Raw genomic sequence first — 19396 nt, 5'->3', positions numbered from 1 at the left:
CCCGGTTTCCCGGAGCGGCTCGTTTTAGGCAAAGGCTGTCGCGACGTCAGATGTCGTCGCCGAGCGCGCCCTTGATCTTGCCCTTGACCTGCTCGCCCTTGCCCTTCAGCTCCTGAGCGGCGCCTTCGTCACGGGTCGCCGGATCGTCGCTGTGCTGCTTGACCTTGCCAATAGCTTCGTTGACGTTGCCTTTGATTTTGTCGCCGAGTTCGCCCATGATTCAATCTCCTACGTGAGTTTGTTCGCGTCTTAGGCCGACGCTACCACTCCCGGATATAGAACCCGCGAAGCCCTGCCCGGTTCCCACGAGCATAATCTGGATCAGGACTACGCCAGCCTCAGATCAGCCCCGACAGCGGGCTCGACGGGTCGGCGTAACGCCGCTTACCCATCCGCCCGGCGAGATAGGCGAGCCGCCCCGCCTCGACGCCCGCCTTCATCGCGGCGGCCATCATGATCGGGTCTTTGGCCTCGGCGATCGCGGTATTCATCAGCACGCCGTCGCACCCGAGTTCCATCGCCGCCGCCGCGTCCGATGCGGTGCCGACGCCGGCGTCGACCAGCACCGGCACGCCGGCGCCTTCGACGATCAGCCGGATCGTCACCTGATTCTGGATACCGAGCCCCGAGCCGATCGGCGCGCCGAGCGGCATGATCGCGACCGCGCCGACATTCTCCAGCCGCTTCGCCGCGATCGGATCATCGACGCAATAGACCATCGGCAGGAAGCCCTCCTTGGCCAGCACCTCGGTGGCGCGCAGCGTCTCGACCATGTCGGGGTACAAAGTCTTCGCCTCGCCCAGCACCTCGAGCTTGACGAGATCCCAGCCGCCCGCCTCGCGCGCCAGCCGAAGCGTGCGGATCGCCGATTCCGCATCGAAGCAGCCGGCGGTGTTGGGGAGATAGGTGACCTTCTTCGGATCGATGAAATCGGTCAGCATCGGCGCATTGCGGTCCGACACGTTGACGCGCCGCACCGCGACGGTGACGATCTCGGCGCCCGACGCCTCGAGCGCGGCGGCGTTCTGCGCGAAATCCTTGTACTTGCCGGTGCCGACGATCAGCCGCGAGCGGAACGTGCGCCCCGCCACCGTCCAAGTGTCCTGCGCGACAGGCCCGGCATGATCGCCACCGCCCACGAAATGCACGATCTCGAGTTCGTCGCCGTCCTCGACCAGCACCTGCGCCAGCGTCGAGCGCGGCACCACCGACAGATTGCGCTCGACCGCGACCTTCTCCGGCGCGAGGCCAAGATCGGCCGCCAGATCGGCGAGGCTCAGCCCGGCGCGCACGCGGCGATGCTCGCCATTGACCTGAATCGAGAGAGTTCCATCTGTATGCATATCGTATCCTGCGTTACGGTGCCGCGCCGCGCCCTGTGCCGTTCGTGTCGAGCGAAGTCGAGACACCTGCGCTGGTGTCTCGACTTCGCTCGACACGAACGGGTAAGGAGGGTCGTCACGATATAGGCGTGCGCGTCGTGCCCGCAATTGAAAGAGTTCGATGCCCGACACCATCTTCGTCCTCAACGGCCCCAACCTCAACCTGCTCGGCACGCGCGAGCCGGAGATCTATGGGCACGACACGCTCGACGATATCGCCGGCATGCTTGAGGATCGCGCCCGCGAACTCGATCTGACGGTCGATGTGCGCCAATCGAACCACGAGGGGCATCTGGTCGACTGGCTTCACGAGGCGCAAGCGATCGGCGCCAAGGCGGTGCTGCTCAACGCCGGCGCGTTCACCCACACTTCGGTGGCGGTGCATGATGCGATCAAGGGCATCAGGACGCCGGTGATCGAGGTCCACCTTTCCAACCCGCATACACGCGAGACATTTCGGCACCACAGCTACGTCGGAATGGCCGCGAAAGGCACCATAGCGGGGTTCGGCGCGTATTCGTATATGCTGGCGCTTGAAGCCGCCGCGCGGTTCTGACAGGACGCGCCACCAAATTCAGGGCAAGAACAGGATAACAGGGGTCGTATGACCGATAACACAGCAACTTCCGGCGCGATGCGGATCGATGTCGATCTGGTCCGCCAGCTCGCCGAGATGCTCGACGCGACCGATCTCACCGAGATCGAGGTCGAGGACGGCGACCGCAAGATCCGCATCGCGCGCAAGGCCGCACAGGTCGCGGCGGCACCGATGCACTATGCCGCGCCTGCGCCGGCCGCGCCGGTCGCGGCGGCGGCTCTGCCGGAGATCGTCGCATCGCCCGCGCCGAGCGCCAATGCAGTCAAATCGCCGATGGTCGGCACGGTCTATCTCTCGGCCGAGCCGGGCGCCAAGGCGTTCGTCGGCGTGGGCGACCGGGTCGCGGCGGGCGAGACGCTGCTGATCGTCGAAGCGATGAAGGTGATGAACCCGATCGTCGCGCCCTCGGCGGGGACGGTGAAGGCGATTCTGGTCGAGAACGGCCAGCCGGTCGAGTTCGATCAGCCGCTGGTGGTCGTCGAATAACCATGCCCGAAATCAAGAAGCTCCTGATCGCCAATCGCGGCGAGATCGCCTTGCGCATCCATCGCGCCTGTCACGAGATGGGCATCCAGACGGTCGCGGTGCATTCGACCGCCGATGCCGACGCGATGCACGTGCGGCTCGCCGATCAGGCGATCTGCATCGGGCCGCCGGCGGCGGGCGAGAGCTATCTCAACATCCCCAACATCATCTCGGCGGCGGAGATTTCGGGCGCGGACGCGATCCACCCGGGCTACGGCTTCCTTTCGGAGAACGCCAAGTTCGCCGAGATCGTCGAGGCGCACGGGCTGATCTTCGTCGGGCCGAAGCCCGAACATATCCGCACGATGGGCGACAAGGTCGAGGCGAAGCGCACCGCCGGCGCGCTCGGGCTGCCGCTGGTGCCGGGCTCGGACGGCGCGATCAGCGACATCGTCGAGGCGCGCGAGATCGCGGCGCGGATCGGCTATCCGGTCATCATCAAGGCGGCCTCGGGCGGCGGCGGGCGTGGCATGAAGGTGTGCGCGTCCGAAGACGAGCTCGAAACGCTGATGCAGCAGGCCGGCAGCGAGGCGAAAGCCGCGTTCGGCGATGCCACCGTCTATCTCGAAAAATATCTCGGCAACCCGCGCCACATCGAGTTCCAGGTGTTCGGCGACGGCAAGGGCGAGGCGATCCACCTCGGCGAGCGCGACTGCTCGCTCCAGCGCCGCCACCAGAAGGTGCTGGAGGAAGCCCCCTCCCCCGTGCTCGGGCCGGAGGATCGCGCGCGCATGGGCGGCATCGTCGCCAAGGCGATGGCCGACATGGCCTATCGCGGCGCGGGCACGATCGAGTTCCTGTGGGAAGACGGCGAGTTCTACTTCATCGAGATGAACACCCGGCTTCAGGTCGAGCATCCCGTCACCGAGGCGATCACCGGCATGGATCTGGTGCGCGAGCAGATCCGCATCGCCGAGGGGCATCCGCTGTCGGTGCGGCAGGAGGAGCTGGAGTTCCGCGGCCACGCGATCGAATGCCGCATCAACGCCGAAGACCCGCGCACCTTCGCGCCCTCGCCGGGGCGGGTGGACTATTATCACGCGCCGGGCGGCATGCACGTGCGCGTCGATAGCGGGCTGTATGCGGGCTATCGCATCCCGCCGTATTACGATTCGATGATCGCCAAGCTGATCGTCTATGGTCGCACCCGCGAGGGCTGCATCCTGCGGCTGCGCCGCGCGCTGGAAGAGTTCGTGATCGACGGGGTCAAGACGACGATCCCGCTGCATCAGGCGCTGCTCGAAGACCCCGAGTTCCAGGCCGGCGACTACACGATCAAATGGCTCGAAGACTGGCTCGCGCGCCCCGAGAACCAGGACTGACCGTTCGGGGCGGATAGGCCGGGTTGATAAGCCCGGCTTATCTGCGGCCCGCCACGCTTTGCTTGGCGCACGCACGAGATGCGGGCACAAGCGGCGCAGCGAAGGGGGCGACCATGACCGATCTGATCCTGCACGAATATGCACCGTCGGGGAATTGCTACAAGATCCGGCTGACCGCCGCGCATCTCGGCGTTCCGCTCGCCCGGCGTGAGTATGATATCCTCACGGGCGAGACGCGCACCGACACGTTCCTGCGCGACGTCAGTGCCAACGGGCGAATCCCCGTCCTCCAGATCGGTGAGAGGTTCCTACCGGAGAGCAATGCGGCGTGCGTCTGGCTGGCGCACGGGTCCGTGCTGATCCCGGAGGACCGCTTCGACCATGCCGACATGCTGCGCTGGATGTTCTGGGAGCAGTATAACCACGAACCCAATGTCGCGACGTTGCGGTTCTGGCGCGCCATGATCGGGGAGGCCAACCTTACCGATGCACAGCGCGGGCAGATCCCCGCGCGGACGGCCGCCGCCGAGGCGGCGCTCGATCTGACGGAAGATCATCTCGCCCGCGCCGACTGGTTCGCCGGGGACCGCTTCACGCTCGCCGACATCGCGCTCTATGCCTATACGCATGTCGCGGACGAAGGCGGGTTCGATCTCGCGCGCTGGCCTGCGGTATCGGCGTGGCTGGCGCGAGTCGCGGCGCAGCCGGGGCATGTCGCCATCACCGCGTAACGCGGCTGTCATCGCGTCCGACTCAAGGTGTAACAAAACCCGGCCATAGCGCAGTCTCAGCCGACACCTGCCGGGGGAAAGCGCATGGACGCCGTCACCAAGATTGCGATGGATCTGCTGCCGGGCGACAGCTCGGTGACGGACCTGTTCGATTTCGCCAATTCGACGCCGACGATCCCCGAGCGCACCCCGCCCGAGCGGCAGCGGTTCCGCACGATCTGGATTTCGGACATCCACCTCGGCACGCGCGGCTGCAACGCCGAGATGCTGATCGACTTCCTCGACCATGTCGACAGCGATACGATGTATCTGGTCGGTGACATCATCGATGGCTGGCGGCTGAAGAAGAAGTTCTACTGGCCCGCCGCGCACAACGACGTCATTTGGCGCCTCCTCAAGCGCGCCAAGCGCGGCACCGACGTGATCTACATCCCCGGCAACCATGACGAGGTGATGCGCCAGTTCAGCGGGCTGAGCTTCGGCGGCGTCTCGATCCGGCGCAAGGCGATCCACACCACCGCTGACGGGCGCCGGCTGCTGGTGCTGCACGGCGACGAATTCGACGCGATCACGCTCGCGCACAGATGGCTGGCGCATGTCGGCGATGTTGCTTATGAATCGCTGATGGCCCTGAACCGGCTGGTGAATGCCTATCGCCGCCGGTTCAACTTGCCATATTGGTCGCTCTCGAAACATGCGAAGGCGAAGGTGAAGAACGCGGTCGAATTCATCTCGAATTACGAACAGGTGATCGCGGAAGCGGCCGGCGCGCGCGGTGTCGATGGCGTGGTGTGCGGGCATATCCACACCGCCGAAATCCGCGACATCGGCGGCGTCCAATATTATAACGATGGCGACTGGGTGGAGGGCTGCACGGCATTGGTCGAGCATTTCGACGGTCGCATGGAGGTGTTGCACTGGGCCGACGAAATTGCCGCCCGAAAGCCGCCGGAGGTGGAAACCGAGGCGCCGGCGGAGATCGAGATGATGGCGGCCTGAGCGCGGTGCGGATCGCGATCGCCACCGATGCGTGGAGCCCGCAGGTCAACGGGGTCGTCCGCACGCTGCAATCGGTTCGCGCCGAGCTGGAGCGGCAGGGGCATGAAGTCCTCGTCGTCTCGCCCGATCTGTTCTATTCGCTGCCCTGCCCGACCTACCCAGAAATCCGCCTCGCGCTCGCCAGCACGAACGGGGTCGGCAAGATGCTCGCCGATTTCAATCCGCACGCCATCCATCTCGCGACCGAGGGGCCGGTGTGCCTCGCCGCGCGGCGCTGGTGCCTGACGCAGAACTTTCCGTTCACCACCGCCTATCACACGCAATTCCCCGATTACGTTTCGGCGCGGACCGGCGTGAACCCCGAATGGATCTGGCGCTACATCCGCTGGTTCCATGCGCCGGCACAGGCGATCCTCGCCTCGACTCGGTCGATCGAGGCCACGCTCAAGGACCACGGCCTGACGCGCGTGCGCGAATGGGGGCGCGGCGTCGATCTGTCGCTATTCTCGCATGAAACCGCACCCGATCCTGAGCTGCGCGCGCTCAAGCAAGAGGGGGCCGGCCCGATCCAGCTCTACGTCGGTCGCGTCGCGGTCGAGAAGAATATCGAGGCGTTCCTGACCACGGCGCAGCCCGGCACCAAGGTCATCGTCGGCGACGGGCCGGCGCGCGCATCACTGGAAGCACGCTTCCCCGAGGCCAAGTTCCTCGGCGCGCGCTTCGGCGCGGAGCTTGCCGCCGCTTATGCCGCCGCCGACGTGTTCGTCTTCCCCAGCCGCACCGACACGTTCGGTCTGGTGATGATCGAGGCGATGGCCTGCGGCACGCCGGTCGCCGCCTATCCGGTGACCGGGCCGCTCGACGTGCTCAAGCCCGGAGTCGGCGTGATGGACGAGGATCTCGACGCCGCGATCGCGCAGGCGCTGACGCTCGACCGCACGACCTGCGCCGCCTACGGCCAGAGCTTCACCTGGGAGGCGAGCGCACGGCAATTCCTCAAGGCGCTCGCGCCCGTAGGGCTGGACGACGCAGCGATCGCGGCCTGATTTCCCGCACCGCGCAGGGCGCTTGCCCCGGCGGGCTATAAGCATTAAGTCGTGTGCATTACTGCGGCCGCTCCGAAAGGGGCGGCCCTTTCCGTTTCTGAAGGAGTATTTCGTGGCCCAGCCGCTCATGCCGCACGCGACCGCGTCCTGGCTCGTCGACAACACCTCGCTTTCGTTCGAGCAGATCGCCGAATTCTGCGGGCTGCACATCCTCGAAATCCAGGCGATCGCCGACGATACCGCCGCGACCAAGCTGACCGGCCGCGACCCGGTGCGCGCGCACGAACTGACTCAGGACGAGATCGACAAGGGCCAGGCCAACCCCGAATATCGCCTGCAGATCCTAAAAGGGCCAGAGCAGGTCCGCCGCACCAAGGGGCCGCGCTACACGCCGGTCTCGAAGCGGTCGGACAAGCCCGACGGCATCGCCTGGATCATCCGCAACCATCCCGAGATTTCGGACGGCGCGATCGGCAACCTGATCGGCACCACCCGCACCACGATCGCCGCGATCCGCGACCGCAGCCACTGGAACATCGCCAACATCACCCCGAAAGACCCGGTCACGCTCGGTCTGACGACTCAGCGCGAGCTCGACGCGGCGGTCGCGAAGGCAGCCAAGGCGGCGGGCATCGAAGCGCCGGTCGACACGCGGCTGGAGGGTGACCGCGAGGCGCTCATCACCGAACTGCGCGCCCAGCGCGACCAGGCCGCGCGTGGCGAGACCGGCGAAGGCGGCAGCACGTCGCCAGCCGAGCCGACCGCCGAGACGCTGTTCCGGCGGTAACGTCACTCCGCCCTACCCATTCTTCACCCGTTCGTGCTGAGCGCAGTCGAAGCACGTGCCCCCAGGCGACGCACCGCTTGGCACGTGCTTCGACAGGCTCAGCACGAACGGTAAAGCGTAATAAATGCAGACCATTTGCTGACCCAACAGCCAAATGTCGGCTGTCGGCAAGCGAGCCGGATTTTTGTACCGTCCGGTCTGGTAAGCCGTCATGCGCCTCCCCACATCCGGCGCATGACAGCTTATTCGCTCCTCGATCTCGTCCCCGTCGTTCAAGGCGGTTCCGTCGCGCAAAGCCTCGCCAATGCCGCCGATCTGGCGCGGACGGCCGAGCGGCTCGGCTTCTCGCGCTATTGGACCGCCGAGCATCACGGCATGCCGGGCATCGCCAGCGCGGCGACCTCGATCGTGATCGGCCATGTCGCCGCGGCGACCTCGACGATCCGCGTCGGCGCGGGCGGGATCATGCTGCCCAACCATGCCCCGCTCGCCATCGCCGAGCAGTTCGGCACGCTCGATGCGCTGTTCCCGGGCCGGATCGACCTCGGTCTCGGCCGCGCCCCCGGCTCGGACCAGCGCGTCGCGCGCGCGATGCGCCGCACGCTGGCGAGCGACGCCAACGCCTTCCCGCGCGACGTGCTCGAATTGCAGAGCTATTTCGCCGACGATGGCCAGACCGGCATTACCGCGACGCCCGGCGCGGGCGCCAATGTGTCGCTGTGGATTCTCGGATCGAGCACGTTCGGCGCACAGCTCGCCGCGATGCTCGGCCTGCCCTACGCGTTCGCGTCGCATTTCGCGCCCGATTCGCTGATGGAGGCGATCGCGATCTACCGGCGTGACTTCAAGCCGTCCGCCGTACTCGCCAAGCCGCATCTGATGGCGGGCTTCAACGTCATCGCCGCCGAGACCGACGCCGAGGCGGAATATCTCGCCTCCTCGCAGCAGCAGGCGTTCATCGCGCTGCGCACCGGCACGCCGGGGCTGCTGCCACCGCCGATCCACGGCTACCGCGCCGGATTGGGTGCGCAGGGCAATGCGATGCTCGACAACGTACTGCAATGCTCGGCGATCGGCGGTCCCGCCAAAGTGGCCGAGGGCATCGCCGCGTTCATCGCCCGCACCGGCATCGACGAGATCATGGTGACGAGCATGATGTTCGATCACGAAGCGCGCAAGCGCAGCCTGGAGATCGCGGCCGGGGCGATGCAGGCGCTCACCAAGGACGCTATCGCGGCCTGATGTCTTCTACGGATAGATACCGTTCGTGCTGAGCTTGTCGAAGCACGAACGGGTTAGTTGGCTGAATAGCGAGAGCGGCGTCAGTTCGCCGCAGGCAGCCTGAGCCGCACCAGCAGCCCGCCCAGATCCTCGCTCTCCTCAAGCGAGACCGTGCCGCCATAGATCTCCGCCACGTCGCGGACGATCGCCATGCCGAGGCCGGTGCCGGGCTTGCCGCTGTCGAGCCGCACGCCGCGATCGAAGATGCGCGCGCGCTGCTCCTCGGGGATGCCCATGCCGTCGTCTTCGATCAGGAACTCGACGAAGCCGGCCTGCGCGCCCACCGTCACGAACACGCTGCCGCCGCCATATTTGGCGGCGTTCTCGACGAGGTTGCCGAGCATCTCGTCCAAGTCCTGCCGCTCGACATGGACCTGCAAATCCTTCGGCCCGTCGGTGTCGATACGGACATGGCGATAGAGCCGCGCGACCGCGCGCTCGACCGATTCGAGGCTCGGCCAGACGTCCGCCCGGCTGTGCGCCGAACCGCGCCGCCCGACCGCACGCGCACGCGCGAGGTGGTGATCGACCTGCCGCCGCATCGTCCGCGCCTCGCGTACCACCGTTTCGCCGAGGTCGTCGGCCTGCGCGGTCGCAGCGTTCATGATGACGGTGAGCGGCGTCTTGAGCGCATGCGCGAGGTTGCCGGCGTGGCGGCGCGCTTCCTCGGCCTGGCGTTCGTTATGCTCGATCAGCGCGTTCAGCTCCTCGACCATCGGCGCGACCTCGATCGGCATCGCCCGCTCGATCTGGCGGGCCTTGCCGGCGCGCATCCGCGCGATCTCCTCGCGGACTTTCCGCAGTGGCCATAGCCCGTAGAAGGTCTGGAGCGCCGCCATCACGATCAGCCCGAAGCCGAGCAACGCGAAGCTCTTGAGCATCGTGCTGCGCAGAACCTTGATCTGCGCGTCGAGACCGGCGCGGCTCTGCGCGATCTGGAAGCGCCAGCGCACCGGCGATCCGGGCAGCTTGATATCGCGCTCGACGATGCGCAGCCGCTCGTCGGGGAACTGGTCGCTGTTGTAGATGTGGACGCCGAGATCGTTGTGCTTGCCGCCATAAGCAAGCCGCCGGTCCCACAGCGAGCGCGACGCGAACGCCTCCTGGCCGGGCGCGCTCACCTGCCAGTACAATCCCGAGCCGGGTTCGAGAAAGCGCTGGTCGGCGGCCTCGCGGGAGAACATCACCTCGCCATCGGGGCCGATCTCGGACGAGACGATCTGCGCCTTGAGGACATATTCGAGCTGATCGTCGAAATTCTTCGTGATCGCGGTGGTCAGCACGCGATCGAGCGCGAACGCGCCGCCGGTCAGCAGGATGAGAATCCACGCCGCCGCGATCACGATCATGCGCCGGCTGAGCGATCCGGTGGTGCGCACGCGCGGGTTGGGCGGCGAAATGTCGAGGGCGGCGGTGTCGGTCATGCGGACCCGATCCTCCCCCGCCAGGGGGAGGATGTGGACCACGCCTCAGACATTGGGTTCTTCGAGGCTGTAGCCGAGCCCGCGAATGGTGGTGATGACATCCTGCCCCAGCTTCTTGCGGATGCGCGTGACGAACACTTCGATCGTATTCGAATCGCGGTCGAAATCCTGATCGTAGATATGCTCGATCAGTTCGGTGCGGCTGACCACCTTGCCCTTGTGGTGGAGCAGGTAGCTGAGCAGCTTATATTCCTGCGCGGTCAGCTTCACCGGCTCGCCCGCCAGCGTCACCTTGCCGCTGCGCGTGTCGAGCCGCACATCGCCGGCGATCAGTTCGGACGACGCGTTTCCGCTCGCGCGGCGGATCAGCGCACGAAGGCGCGCGATCAGTTCCTCGGACTGGAACGGCTTGGCGACATAATCGTCGGCGCCGGCATCGAGCCCTGCCACCTTGTCAGACCAGCTGTCGCGCGCGGTGAGGACGAGGACGGGCATCACCTTGCCCTCCTTGCGCCAGCGATCGAGCACGGTCAGCCCGTCGATCTCGGGCAGACCGAGATCGAGCACGACCGCATCGTAATTCTCGGTCGAGCCGAGGAAATGCCCCTCCTCGCCATCGGTGGCGAGGTCGATCGCATAGCCCGCGCCCTCCAGCGTGTTCTTGAGCTGCTGGCCCAGATTGGGTTCGTCCTCGACGATCAGCACGCGCATTGTGGTCCCCTTCGGAATTCAGCGATTAGGCTCAGTGGCCGGTACGGCCGATGATCTGGCCGGAACGGCCATCGACATCGACCCAGATGACGGTGCCATCGCGCAGGAACTTGAGCGTGTAAATCCCGCTGTCCCCTTCGAAATCGAAGCCGAGATACTGGCTGCCGCGCATCGCCGGCAGCACCTTCGCCTCGATTTCGCGTAAAGGGAGGATACGGCCCTGCTGGCGCTGGCGCCACGCCTGTTGCTGGTCGCGCTGCTGCTCGGGCGCGGGCGCTGCGGGAGCGGCCGGTGCGGCGAGCAACAGGGGTAGTGCAAAGGCGGCAAGCATCTTCATAAGGTGTCGCATAGGCATTGCGCGTTGAACAGCCTGTGAATGATCCGCAGCGCGGCGCTGCGCAGCCATGCTGCGCACCGACTCGCGCAAGGACGGCCGGCAGGCCAGCGGCCTGTCCGACGACGCGGGATTTACTCCCGTGTCGTCCGTCGCGGTTGGGCGCCGAAGCGTAAACATAACCCTCCGCCGTTCGCCCCGAGCGAAGTCGAGGGGCAATCCGCATGCGGAGGTGCCTCGACTTCGCTCGGCACGAACGGGTGGGGAGAAGGCCCGACGCGGCAAAGCCAGTGTCAGGTCGGCCATGCCCCCGGCATGGCCTAAACGATGCGGGGCATCGTTTACCTGACACTCGTCGGACGGCGCCACGGCGCCGCCGGCCAGGCATGCGCAGGCCCTCGCTTTAGCTGCGCTAAAGCGTTAGGGGGCGCACGCTATGGCAGCACCTATCCTCGCATATGAAAATCTCGGCGTCATCCAGGGCTCGGGCTGGCTCTTTCGCGGCCTCGACATCAACGTCGGCCCGCGCGACCGGCTCGCGCTGATCGGGCGCAACGGCGCCGGCAAGACCACCCTGCTCAAGTTGCTCGCCGGCGTGATCGACAGCGACGAGGGGCGGCGCAGCATCGTGCCGGGCACGCGCGTCGTGATGCTCGAGCAGGAGCCGGACCTGCGCAGCTTCCCGACGCTGCGCGACTATGTGCTTGCCGGCGACGACGCGCCCGAGCCCTATGAGGCCGATGCGATCGCCGACCAGCTCGGCATCGATCTGTCGCGCGAATCCGCCTCCGCCTCGGGCGGCGAGCGCCGCCGCGCGGCGATCGTGCGGGCGCTGTCGATGGACCCGGACGTGCTGCTGCTCGACGAGCCGACCAACCACCTCGACATCGCCGCGATCGACTGGCTGGAGGAATGGCTCAACCGGTTCCGGGGCGCGTTCGTCGTCATCAGCCATGACCGCACCTTCCTCACCCGACTGACCAAGCAGACGCTGTGGCTCGATCGCGGCGCGATGCGGCGCGCGGAAATCGGCTTCGGCGGGTTCGAGGCGTGGACCGAACAGGTCTATGCCGAGGAGGAGCGCAACGCGCAGCGTCTCGACGCCAAATTGAAGCTGGAGGAGCATTGGCTGCTGCGCGGCGTCACCGGGCGGCGCAAGCGCAACCAGGGCCGGCTCACCAAGCTGATCGAGATGCGCGCCGAACGCGCGGCGATGGTCGGTCCGCAAGGCTCGGCCAACCTCACGATCGGCACCGATGACGCACGCAGCAAGGTGGTGATCGACGCCAAGCATATCTCCAAGAGCTTCGGCCCGCGCAAGATCATCGACGATCTCACGCTGCGGATCACGCGCAAGGACCGGATCGGCATCGTCGGCGCGAATGGTGCTGGCAAATCGACGCTCATCAAGCTGCTCACCGGCGATCTTGCCCCCGACAGCGGCACCATCCGCTTCGCGCAGACGATCGAGGCGATCGTGATCGATCAGCAACGCATCAAGATGGAGCCGCAGAAGACGGTGCGCGACGTGCTGGCCGACGGCGGCGACTGGGTCGAGGTGCAGGGGGTGCGCAAGCACGTCATCGGCTACCTCAAGGACTTCCTGTTCGAAGGCCATATGATCGACGCCAAGATTGGCACGCTGTCGGGCGGCGAGCGCTCGCGGCTGCTGCTCGCGCGCGAGTTCGCGCGGCCGTCGAACCTGCTGGTGCTCGACGAGCCGACCAACGACCTCGATCTGGAAACGCTCGATCTGTTGCAGGACGTGATCGGCGATTTCGACGGCACCGTGCTGATCGTCAGCCACGACCGCGACTTCCTCGACCGCACCGTGACGGTGACACTCGGGCTCGACGGATCGGGCAGCGTCGATGTCGTCGCGGGCGGTTATGAGGATTGGGAGCGGCAGCGCCGGCTGAAGGTCAGCGGCGGCAAGCGCGAGAACCCGCGCAAGGTCCAGCCGACCGCGCCGCCGGTGGCCGCGCCCAAGGTCAAGCTGACCTACAAGGACCAGCGCGACTACGAATTGCTGCCCAAGCGCATCGAGGAGCTGGAGGCGCTGATCGCGCGCGACGAGGCGCTGCTCGCCGATCCGGCGCTCTACACAAAGGATTTCGCGCGGTTCGAGGCGCTAACCAAGGCGGTCGCGAAGGCGCGCGCCGACAAGGAAGCGGCGGAACTGCGCTGGCTGGAGCTGGCGGAGATGGTCGAGGGCTGATCCGGTCGCCGGGATTGCCATTTCCCGTTCGCCCTGAGCTGGTCGAAGCACGAACGGTAAATGACGTCGAGACCGCCGCTTTCCCTACAGGAATATAGATTGCGCGGCGCAGCAAAGCCGCTACCCTCGCTGGCACCCTTCCAGATCGAGGTGCCGATGCTCAACCGCCGTTCCCTGCTCGCGACCGCAACCGCAGCCGGGCTTGCCGCACCGTTCGGGCGCGAGGCTTTCGCCGCGGCGATGCAGCCGATCGCAATGCCGGCGCCCGGCCTCTACGAGACCAACGAGGACGCCTATTGGGGGGCCTTGCGCAAACAGTTCCTGATGCCGGCCGATCTCGTCAACCTCAACAACGGCACGGTCGGATCGTCGCCGCGCCCGGTGCTCAAGGCGGTGTTCGACAGCTATGAGCTGACCGAGCAGATGATGCAGGAGGCGCCGGAGGATTATCCGATTTGGGGCTACGGCCCCTGGCCCGAGTTCCGTAAACCCTTCGCCGACCTGATGGGCGCGCGGGTCGATCAGATCGCGATGGTGCGCAACTGCACCGAGGCGAACAGCTTCATCGGCAACGGCTTCGAGATGAAGCCGGGGGACGAAGTGCTGATGTCCGACGAGGAGCATGGCAGCGGCATCGCGCCGTGGGAGCTTCGCGCCAAACGCCACGGCATCGTCATCAAGACCTTCGCGATGCCAAAGCCGCCGAAAAGCCCCGATGAAATCCTCAACCGAATCAACGACGCGATCACCCCGCGCACCAGGATCATCTTCGTCAGCCACATCAGCACCAACACCGGCGTGGTGCTGCCAGCCAAGCAGATTTCGGCGCTGGCGCGTTCCAAGGGCATCGTTTCCGCGTTCGACGGGGCGCATGCGGCGGGCATGATGAAGGTCGATCTCAATGATATCGGCTGCGATCTGTACACCGGATCGATGCACAAATGGCTGTTCGCGCCGAAGGGCACCGGCTTCCTGTATCTGCGCGACGACAGCATCATCAACCGGGTGTGGCCGACGACGGTGACGCACTCTTGGGACGACCTGACGCTCAAGGCAGGGCGTTACCAGCAGTTCGGATCGTCCAACATCCCGACGATGATGGGGCTGAACGCGTCGATCGCGCTGGCGCAGGGCATCGGCATCGGCCGGATCGAGAAGCGCCACCGCCAGATGGCCGATTACCTCCACGCAGAAATGATGAAGCGTGGTGCTGTCAGCTGGACCTCGCCCGATCCGGCGATGCGCTGCGGCATCATCACCGTCAACGTACCCCCGGTCTCGCGCATGGAACTGGAGACGTGGCTGTGGAAGAACCACAAGATCCGCATCCGTGGCGGCGAGCCGAGCAAACTGCGGCTCTCCACGCCCTATTATCTGTCCAAGGCCAATCTCGACCGGTTCCTGGAACAGTTCGATGCGTTCCGGAAAATGAAGGGGATCGCCTGATCCTCGGAACGCGGTGACGCTCCAAACTCCGTTCGTCCTGAGCGAAGTCGAAGGACGTGCCCAGAGCGCGGCGCTTGGGGCACGTGCTTCGACAAGCTCAGCACGAACGGAGTGGGCTTACTTCGCCTCCTTCGCCGCCGCCGCCGCCGCGTTGGCGGCGAGGATATAGGCCGAGGTCGTGCTCACGGTATATTCGTTCTCGAACCACAGGAACGGCCAGTCGGTCTTCACCTCGGGGAAGTCGGGCTTGATGACGATCACGCCGGGCGTCATTCCGCCGGGGATGAAGCTATAGTCGGCGCGGTTGTGGCCGTAGCCGATCAGCCGCGATTGCGTGCCGACGGTCGAGACCAGCGACAGGTTGTTGGCGGGGTGCCGGCCAAGCATGTAATCGAGCGCGCGCAACGAATATTCCGGCCCGACGATCTCCGGGAAGGCGGCGTGGAGCATGTACATCGTGCTGCCGAAGGTGGCGACATCGTGCGACCCCGCCCAGGTTCCCATGCTCACCGGCACGCCGAACGGGTTCTTGGCCATGTCGGTGTCGATCTTCGCCTTGGCCGCCTGCACCAGCGGCACCAGCTTCGCCCGGTAATCGGCATCCATATAGGGTATCGCGCGCACCGCCGCGCTGCCGATGAAGGCGAAGCGCTCGCTGATCGTCGGCAACAGCGCCTTCAGCTTGGCGGTGTAGACGGGATCGCCCTTGGTGGTGATGACCAGCTCGACCGTCGCCGAGACGTTGGCGACATCGGGGAAGCGCGAGGCGAAGCTGTTCTCGCGGCCGTCGTCGCTGTCGACCAGCCGTGGCTGCTGCTTGGCCCACAAAGCCTTGGCGGTGGTGAGCGCCTCGGCCGACATCTTGGGATCAAGCGTGGCGAGCGCGCGGCTCGCCCCCGCCAGCGCGCCGACGACATAGAGGTTGGTCGCCGGGATATCGGTGGTGAACGCCCAGCGATCATCGGGCTTGCCCGAGGTCGCGCCGGTATCGCCGAGCGGCCCAAGTTTGGGATCGTAGAGCTTGCCGTCGGTCTGCGAACCGGCATCGCCGAGATGCGCATATTGTCGCAGCGTCGGATCGATGATGCCGACGATGGCGTGGCCGAACACCTTGTACTGCGCGAGCAGTTGCAGCGTGCCGTGGCGGATCTGCTGGAGCGAATCCTCGATCCCGTCGGGCTTGCGGATCTCGACCGCGCGCGCCGCCTCGTCGACGCTGGTTTGATCCCATTTCAGCCCGAACAGTTCGTGCGCCCAGACGAGATCGCGCACCACCCAGGCATTGTCGGGGGTCTGGATGTCGTAATCGCCGGCATCCTGCCACCCGCCGACCGCGAGACCGGGAATATGCTCGCCCGCCTTGAACGGCGAATCGAGGTTCGGCCCCATCCGGTAGCCGTCGAAATGGACGTGGTTGGCGGGCGCCTGCCGCGCGTCGTCGAGGTGCGAGGGCGCCTGCCAGACGCGATACTGCTCGCGCACGCCGACATGGTCCATCTGCTCGGCGAGGAAGGTATCGAGCGAGGTCTGCCAGACATGGTCGTAGACGTCGGGCGAGATGCGGAACGGGTTGGTGGTGTTGCCCGCGTATGCGATCGCGTAGATGCCGGGGTCGCGCACGGTCGAGAAATCGAACGCGGCATAGTCATAGCGCAGGAAGCGGCCGCGCGGCTGAGTCTTCGCGCGCAGCACCACCTGCCGGCTGCCGTCGGGTGCGAGCTTGACCAGTTCGGCCTCTGACGGCGCCTTGAACGCGGGATCGAGCTCGATCAGCGCGACCTTGTCGCGCGCGGGCGTGTAGCCGGCCTGGTTGAACGAAACGACCGGCGGGCGCGTCCAGTCCTTGATGACGTTGGGACGGACATGCCAGACGACGGCATTCTCCTTCGCGCCTTCCGCGATCAGCGAGCGCACCACGAACCAGCCGTTCTGCGCCCGCGCGCGCGCATCGTAGAGCGACAGCGCGCCGGCATCCGACGTGATCGAGACTCGCGTGAGCGGGTCTTCGGGCGCGAGCGTGATCGACTTGCCGCCGGTGGCGAGCGGGAGCGGATCGCCCGATCCGTCGAGCGCCATCTCGCCGGTGGGGTGGCGCGGGAACAGGCCGGGGGCGGCGTCCATCAGATAGGTCTTGCCGAAATAGGTGGTCGGCAGGAAATCCAGGTTGAAGCCGGCCTTGCCCGCGAGCGCGTGCGGCAGCGGCTGATCGAGATCGACGGCGATGCGGAACCCCGTCCCCTCGGCCGTCACCTTCACGCGGTAGGAAAGGTTCTGGTCCTTGTAGGCCGAGCGTACCACGATCTGATTGGGTTCGCTGCCGCGCTCGCGGCTGATGAACGCGGGAACCGGTGCCCATTGCTCGGGCGTGCGGTCGAGCCGGACGGCGCCGTCGGTGGCGATGCGATCGCCGTGGAGGACGAGCTGGATGCCGGCGTTCTTCTCGTCGAAGAAGATCGGGCTGAACTGGTTCTGATCGACGATGACGCTGAGCCCCTGAGTCTCGAGCGTGTCGTTGGGGCCGGTCTTGAGCGACTGGGCCACAGCGGCATGGGTGGTGGCGACCAGACTGACGGTCGCAAGCAATTCGGCAAACCCACGGTAACGCATCGACGCCTCTCCTGTTAGCGTTATCATCATTGCCCCGGCATTTCGCATCTGGAACGATCGCGCGAAATTTCCGAGGAGACGGACGACCCGGCTAAAGCCATGTGACCGCTACCTTTCTTTTGAACGAAAGGCCGGCCGCGGGCAACAGGATTTGTCGCGTCGGTCAGGCTTGCAGGTCGAGCGTGACTCGCGTGCCGGTCGGCCCGCTTTCGGTGTGAAGCCGCCCCTCGGCCTGGCGGGCGAAGGCGTCGATCAGCCGCGTGCCGAGGCTGCCGGGCGGCACGGATGTGCTGCTGGACGGCAGGCCGACGCCGTTGTCGGCGACGCCCAGCGCCCAGCCGCCGCCACGATTGCGGAACGTCACCTCGATCCGCCCGGTCTCGCGCCCGACGAACGCGTGTTTGGCGGCATTGGTGACGAGTTCGTTGACGATCAGCCCGATCGACACGGCGCGGTCGCGCGGCACCTGCGCCTTGTCCGCCTCGCACACCAGAGTCACCTTGCCGCTGAGGAAAAGCGCCTCGGCCAGCGCCCCGCAGAGCTGGTGGAGGTAATCCCCCATTTCGACCACGCCGAGCCGGTCGCCGCCGCGATAGAGGTGGCGGTGCGCCTGGGCGATGCTCTCGACCCGCATCCGCGCCGTCTCCAGCGCGGCGGCGGTGGCGGGGTCTTGGGCACGGCGCTTCTGCATATCGAGCAACCCCGCGACGATCGCGAAATTGTTCTTCATCCGGTGATCGAACTCGGCGAGGAACAGGTCGCGGTCGGCAATCTCGCGGTCACGCTCGGCGACGGCGTGGCGCACCGCGCGGCGGAACCCTTCGGCGATGAAGATCGTGATCGCCGCCGCCGCCGAAATCACCAGCATGCGGTGGATTCCGGTCGGATCGGCGAGCGAGGCGCTGGTCGGGCCTTCTTTGACGAGCACGACGCGCCAGGCGTAGAGAATCGAAATCGCCGCGGTCAGCACGCCCGCCGGCCAGCGCGCGAACAATGTCGCCAGGATCAGCGCCGGGAAGACGAGCGCGAACGGCCCGGTGCCCGGCGAGATCAGATCGAAGAAGAAGCGCACGACCCAGCCGGCGCCAACGCACAGCAGGCCGACGCCGATCTGCGTCACCCACGCGGGAATCCCCGGCGCGAGTCGATCCGGCAGGTCGATTTCTCCCACGCGACGCATGCGAGCATCTCAGGCCCGCCCCGAACCAAGTCAAGGCGGATCGCGCGACTTACGTTGAGTCCGCTCCGTTCGCCCTGAGTAACGGCCGAGTAGCCCGAAGGGCGCAAGCGCCTGCTCGATCCCTACGCAGCACGAACGGGTGGAGGGAATGTCATCACGCTCTATCCTGCATACATATCCTCTGGCGCGCAGCGCACCGCGACCGATCAGATCAGCCCTTCGGCCTCGCGCCAGCGCCGTACCGCGCCGACTTCGAACAGCCCCCACCCCGCCAGCGCGAGCGGGAAGACCCAGCCCCAGACATGCTGCCACCACGGGAACGACTGGCTCGACAGCGGCTTCGGCCCCGGCAATTTCACCTGGCGCATGTAATCGTCGGTGACGGGCGCGTAGACATATTCGCGCAGCGTTTCGTAGTAGACGACATAGCCGTCATCCTTGCTGTACCAATACGGCGCGCCGAGGATGCTCGTCTCGATGATCGAATAGCCGAAATGCAGCCGATCGACCGCGAGCGGCGCGCGTTCGACCGGCGGCGGCGCGATGGCGGGCTTACGCGACAGGTAGAACGGGCTGTGCGCCAGCTTGGGCGAATGCACGCCATATTGGTCGAGCGCATCGACATAGCCCTTGGGCGCGGCCGACACCGGGATGCTGGCGCCGGGCATCACCAACGGACGGCTGCCGATCACCAGCGCGCGATCGGTGAACAGCAGCACCGCCGCCGCATAGAGCACGATGGCGCCGAGGATCGCGCTGCGGATATGCTGGTCTCGCGCGACGATCGGGTCGGCGTGCGCCATGT

At 66.3% G+C, this 19396-nt stretch carries 18 protein-coding genes; 10 read left to right on the top strand and 8 right to left on the bottom strand.

Going from position 1 to position 19396, the window contains the following annotated elements; translation table 11 throughout:
• Nucleotides 1–46: 46 nt before the first annotated feature.
• Both J0A91_RS08015 and thiS read right to left on the bottom strand, forming a co-directional pair.
• Nucleotides 47–217: a CsbD family protein gene (locus tag J0A91_RS08015; RefSeq protein WP_069204465.1), complete on the bottom strand. Its 171-nt coding sequence runs from the start codon at nucleotides 215–217 to the stop codon at nucleotides 47–49.
• 121 nt (nucleotides 218–338) lie between these two features.
• Nucleotides 339–1343: a sulfur carrier protein ThiS gene (thiS, locus tag J0A91_RS08010; protein WP_083224567.1), complete on the bottom strand. Its 1005-nt coding sequence runs from the start codon at nucleotides 1341–1343 to the stop codon at nucleotides 339–341.
• A gap of 160 nt (nucleotides 1344–1503) precedes the next feature.
• Here thiS and aroQ point away from each other — a divergent pair, with 160 nt between their 5' ends.
• The 8 genes from aroQ to J0A91_RS07970 all read left to right on the top strand — a co-directional run bounded on the left by aroQ (nucleotide 1504) and on the right by J0A91_RS07970 (nucleotide 8632).
• On the top strand, nucleotides 1504–1938 hold the full coding sequence (gene aroQ, locus J0A91_RS08005; RefSeq protein WP_069204464.1) for a type II 3-dehydroquinate dehydratase: 435 nt from the start codon (nucleotides 1504–1506) through the stop codon (nucleotides 1936–1938).
• 48 nt (nucleotides 1939–1986) lie between these two features.
• Nucleotides 1987–2466, top strand: coding sequence for an acetyl-CoA carboxylase biotin carboxyl carrier protein (gene accB / locus J0A91_RS08000; protein WP_069204463.1), 480 nt, complete (start codon nucleotides 1987–1989; stop codon nucleotides 2464–2466).
• A 2-nt stretch (nucleotides 2467–2468) separates the two neighbouring features.
• On the top strand, nucleotides 2469–3827 hold the full coding sequence (accC, locus tag J0A91_RS07995) for an acetyl-CoA carboxylase biotin carboxylase subunit (protein WP_069204462.1): 1359 nt from the start codon (nucleotides 2469–2471) through the stop codon (nucleotides 3825–3827).
• 113 nt (nucleotides 3828–3940) lie between these two features.
• On the top strand, nucleotides 3941–4558 hold the full coding sequence (locus tag J0A91_RS07990; RefSeq protein WP_069204461.1) for a glutathione S-transferase family protein: 618 nt from the start codon (nucleotides 3941–3943) through the stop codon (nucleotides 4556–4558).
• 84 nt (nucleotides 4559–4642) lie between these two features.
• Nucleotides 4643–5557, top strand: a complete 915-nt coding sequence (locus J0A91_RS07985; protein ID WP_069204460.1) for a UDP-2,3-diacylglucosamine diphosphatase — start codon at nucleotides 4643–4645, stop codon at nucleotides 5555–5557.
• 5 nt (nucleotides 5558–5562) lie between these two features.
• Nucleotides 5563–6603: a glycosyltransferase family 4 protein gene (locus J0A91_RS07980; protein ID WP_069204459.1), complete on the top strand. Its 1041-nt coding sequence runs from the start codon at nucleotides 5563–5565 to the stop codon at nucleotides 6601–6603.
• Between the two features lie 112 nt (nucleotides 6604–6715).
• Nucleotides 6716–7390, top strand: a complete 675-nt coding sequence (locus J0A91_RS07975; RefSeq protein ID WP_069204458.1) for a DUF1013 domain-containing protein — start codon at nucleotides 6716–6718, stop codon at nucleotides 7388–7390.
• 234 nt (nucleotides 7391–7624) lie between these two features.
• Complete coding sequence (locus tag J0A91_RS07970) at nucleotides 7625–8632, top strand: LLM class flavin-dependent oxidoreductase (protein WP_069204457.1); 1008 nt, start codon at nucleotides 7625–7627, stop codon at nucleotides 8630–8632.
• Between the two features lie 80 nt (nucleotides 8633–8712).
• Here the strand turns inward: J0A91_RS07970 and J0A91_RS07965 are convergent, their stop codons facing one another.
• From J0A91_RS07965 to J0A91_RS07955, 3 genes are read right to left on the bottom strand one after another with little or no spacing between them, the layout of a single operon-like run.
• On the bottom strand, nucleotides 8713–10095 hold the full coding sequence (locus J0A91_RS07965; RefSeq protein WP_069204456.1) for a sensor histidine kinase: 1383 nt from the start codon (nucleotides 10093–10095) through the stop codon (nucleotides 8713–8715).
• A 45-nt stretch (nucleotides 10096–10140) separates the two neighbouring features.
• A complete protein-coding gene (locus tag J0A91_RS07960; protein ID WP_069204455.1) occupies nucleotides 10141–10806 on the bottom strand; it encodes a response regulator transcription factor in 666 nt (221 codons plus the stop codon).
• A 31-nt stretch (nucleotides 10807–10837) separates the two neighbouring features.
• On the bottom strand, nucleotides 10838–11143 hold the full coding sequence (locus J0A91_RS07955) for a hypothetical protein (RefSeq protein ID WP_069204454.1): 306 nt from the start codon (nucleotides 11141–11143) through the stop codon (nucleotides 10838–10840).
• Between the two features lie 433 nt (nucleotides 11144–11576).
• Here J0A91_RS07955 and J0A91_RS07950 point away from each other — a divergent pair, with 433 nt between their 5' ends.
• Together J0A91_RS07950 and J0A91_RS07945 are read left to right on the top strand one after the other, a co-directional pair.
• Nucleotides 11577–13358: an ABC-F family ATP-binding cassette domain-containing protein gene (locus J0A91_RS07950; protein ID WP_069204453.1), complete on the top strand. Its 1782-nt coding sequence runs from the start codon at nucleotides 11577–11579 to the stop codon at nucleotides 13356–13358.
• Between the two features lie 99 nt (nucleotides 13359–13457).
• The gene (locus J0A91_RS07945) at nucleotides 13458–14804 is read left to right on the top strand and encodes an aminotransferase class V-fold PLP-dependent enzyme (RefSeq protein WP_240502237.1); all 1347 of its coding nucleotides are present in this window, start codon (nucleotides 13458–13460) and stop codon (nucleotides 14802–14804) included.
• Nucleotides 14805–14921: 117 nt separating this feature from the next.
• Here the strand turns inward: J0A91_RS07945 and J0A91_RS07940 are convergent, their stop codons facing one another.
• The 3 genes from J0A91_RS07940 to J0A91_RS07930 form a co-directional block, all read right to left on the bottom strand.
• Nucleotides 14922–17411 (bottom strand): glycoside hydrolase family 9 protein, encoded by a 2490-nt coding sequence (locus J0A91_RS07940; protein ID WP_069204452.1) that lies wholly within the window; start codon nucleotides 17409–17411, stop codon nucleotides 14922–14924.
• Between the two features lie 163 nt (nucleotides 17412–17574).
• On the bottom strand, nucleotides 17575–18591 hold the full coding sequence (locus J0A91_RS07935; RefSeq protein ID WP_069204451.1) for a sensor histidine kinase: 1017 nt from the start codon (nucleotides 18589–18591) through the stop codon (nucleotides 17575–17577).
• Between the two features lie 206 nt (nucleotides 18592–18797).
• Nucleotides 18798–19394: a hypothetical protein gene (locus J0A91_RS07930; protein WP_069204450.1), complete on the bottom strand. Its 597-nt coding sequence runs from the start codon at nucleotides 19392–19394 to the stop codon at nucleotides 18798–18800.
• Nucleotides 19395–19396: the final 2 nt, after the last annotated feature.

The organism is Sphingomonas panacis, from assembly GCF_001717955.1.
In the GTDB taxonomy this organism is placed as follows: Bacteria; Pseudomonadota; Alphaproteobacteria; order Sphingomonadales; family Sphingomonadaceae; genus Sphingomonas; species Sphingomonas panacis.
Note: the sequence above shows the minus strand (reverse complement) of the source record. Positions and strands in the feature narration are given on the sequence as shown.

What these genes read in the sequence shown, in the direction of transcription:
- J0A91_RS08015 (WP_069204465.1), bottom strand. Translation starts at nt 217, where the DNA reads ATGGGCGAACTCGGCGACAAAATCAAAGGCAACGTCAACGAAGCTATT.
- thiS (WP_083224567.1), bottom strand. Translation starts at nt 1,343, where the DNA reads ATGCATACAGATGGAACTCTCTCGATTCAGGTCAATGGCGAGCATCGC.
- aroQ (WP_069204464.1), top strand. Translation starts at nt 1,504, where the DNA reads ATGCCCGACACCATCTTCGTCCTCAACGGCCCCAACCTCAACCTGCTC.
- accB (WP_069204463.1), top strand. Translation starts at nt 1,987, where the DNA reads ATGACCGATAACACAGCAACTTCCGGCGCGATGCGGATCGATGTCGAT.
- accC (WP_069204462.1), top strand. Translation starts at nt 2,469, where the DNA reads ATGCCCGAAATCAAGAAGCTCCTGATCGCCAATCGCGGCGAGATCGCC.
- J0A91_RS07990 (WP_069204461.1), top strand. Translation starts at nt 3,941, where the DNA reads ATGACCGATCTGATCCTGCACGAATATGCACCGTCGGGGAATTGCTAC.
- J0A91_RS07985 (WP_069204460.1), top strand. Translation starts at nt 4,643, where the DNA reads ATGGACGCCGTCACCAAGATTGCGATGGATCTGCTGCCGGGCGACAGC.
- J0A91_RS07970 (WP_069204457.1), top strand. Translation starts at nt 7,625, where the DNA reads ATGACAGCTTATTCGCTCCTCGATCTCGTCCCCGTCGTTCAAGGCGGT.
- J0A91_RS07965 (WP_069204456.1), bottom strand. Translation starts at nt 10,095, where the DNA reads ATGACCGACACCGCCGCCCTCGACATTTCGCCGCCCAACCCGCGCGTG.
- J0A91_RS07960 (WP_069204455.1), bottom strand. Translation starts at nt 10,806, where the DNA reads ATGCGCGTGCTGATCGTCGAGGACGAACCCAATCTGGGCCAGCAGCTC.
- J0A91_RS07955 (WP_069204454.1), bottom strand. Translation starts at nt 11,143, where the DNA reads ATGAAGATGCTTGCCGCCTTTGCACTACCCCTGTTGCTCGCCGCACCG.
- J0A91_RS07950 (WP_069204453.1), top strand. Translation starts at nt 11,577, where the DNA reads ATGGCAGCACCTATCCTCGCATATGAAAATCTCGGCGTCATCCAGGGC.
- J0A91_RS07940 (WP_069204452.1), bottom strand. Translation starts at nt 17,411, where the DNA reads ATGCGTTACCGTGGGTTTGCCGAATTGCTTGCGACCGTCAGTCTGGTC.
- J0A91_RS07935 (WP_069204451.1), bottom strand. Translation starts at nt 18,591, where the DNA reads ATGCGTCGCGTGGGAGAAATCGACCTGCCGGATCGACTCGCGCCGGGG.
- J0A91_RS07930 (WP_069204450.1), bottom strand. Translation starts at nt 19,394, where the DNA reads ATGGCGCACGCCGACCCGATCGTCGCGCGAGACCAGCATATCCGCAGC.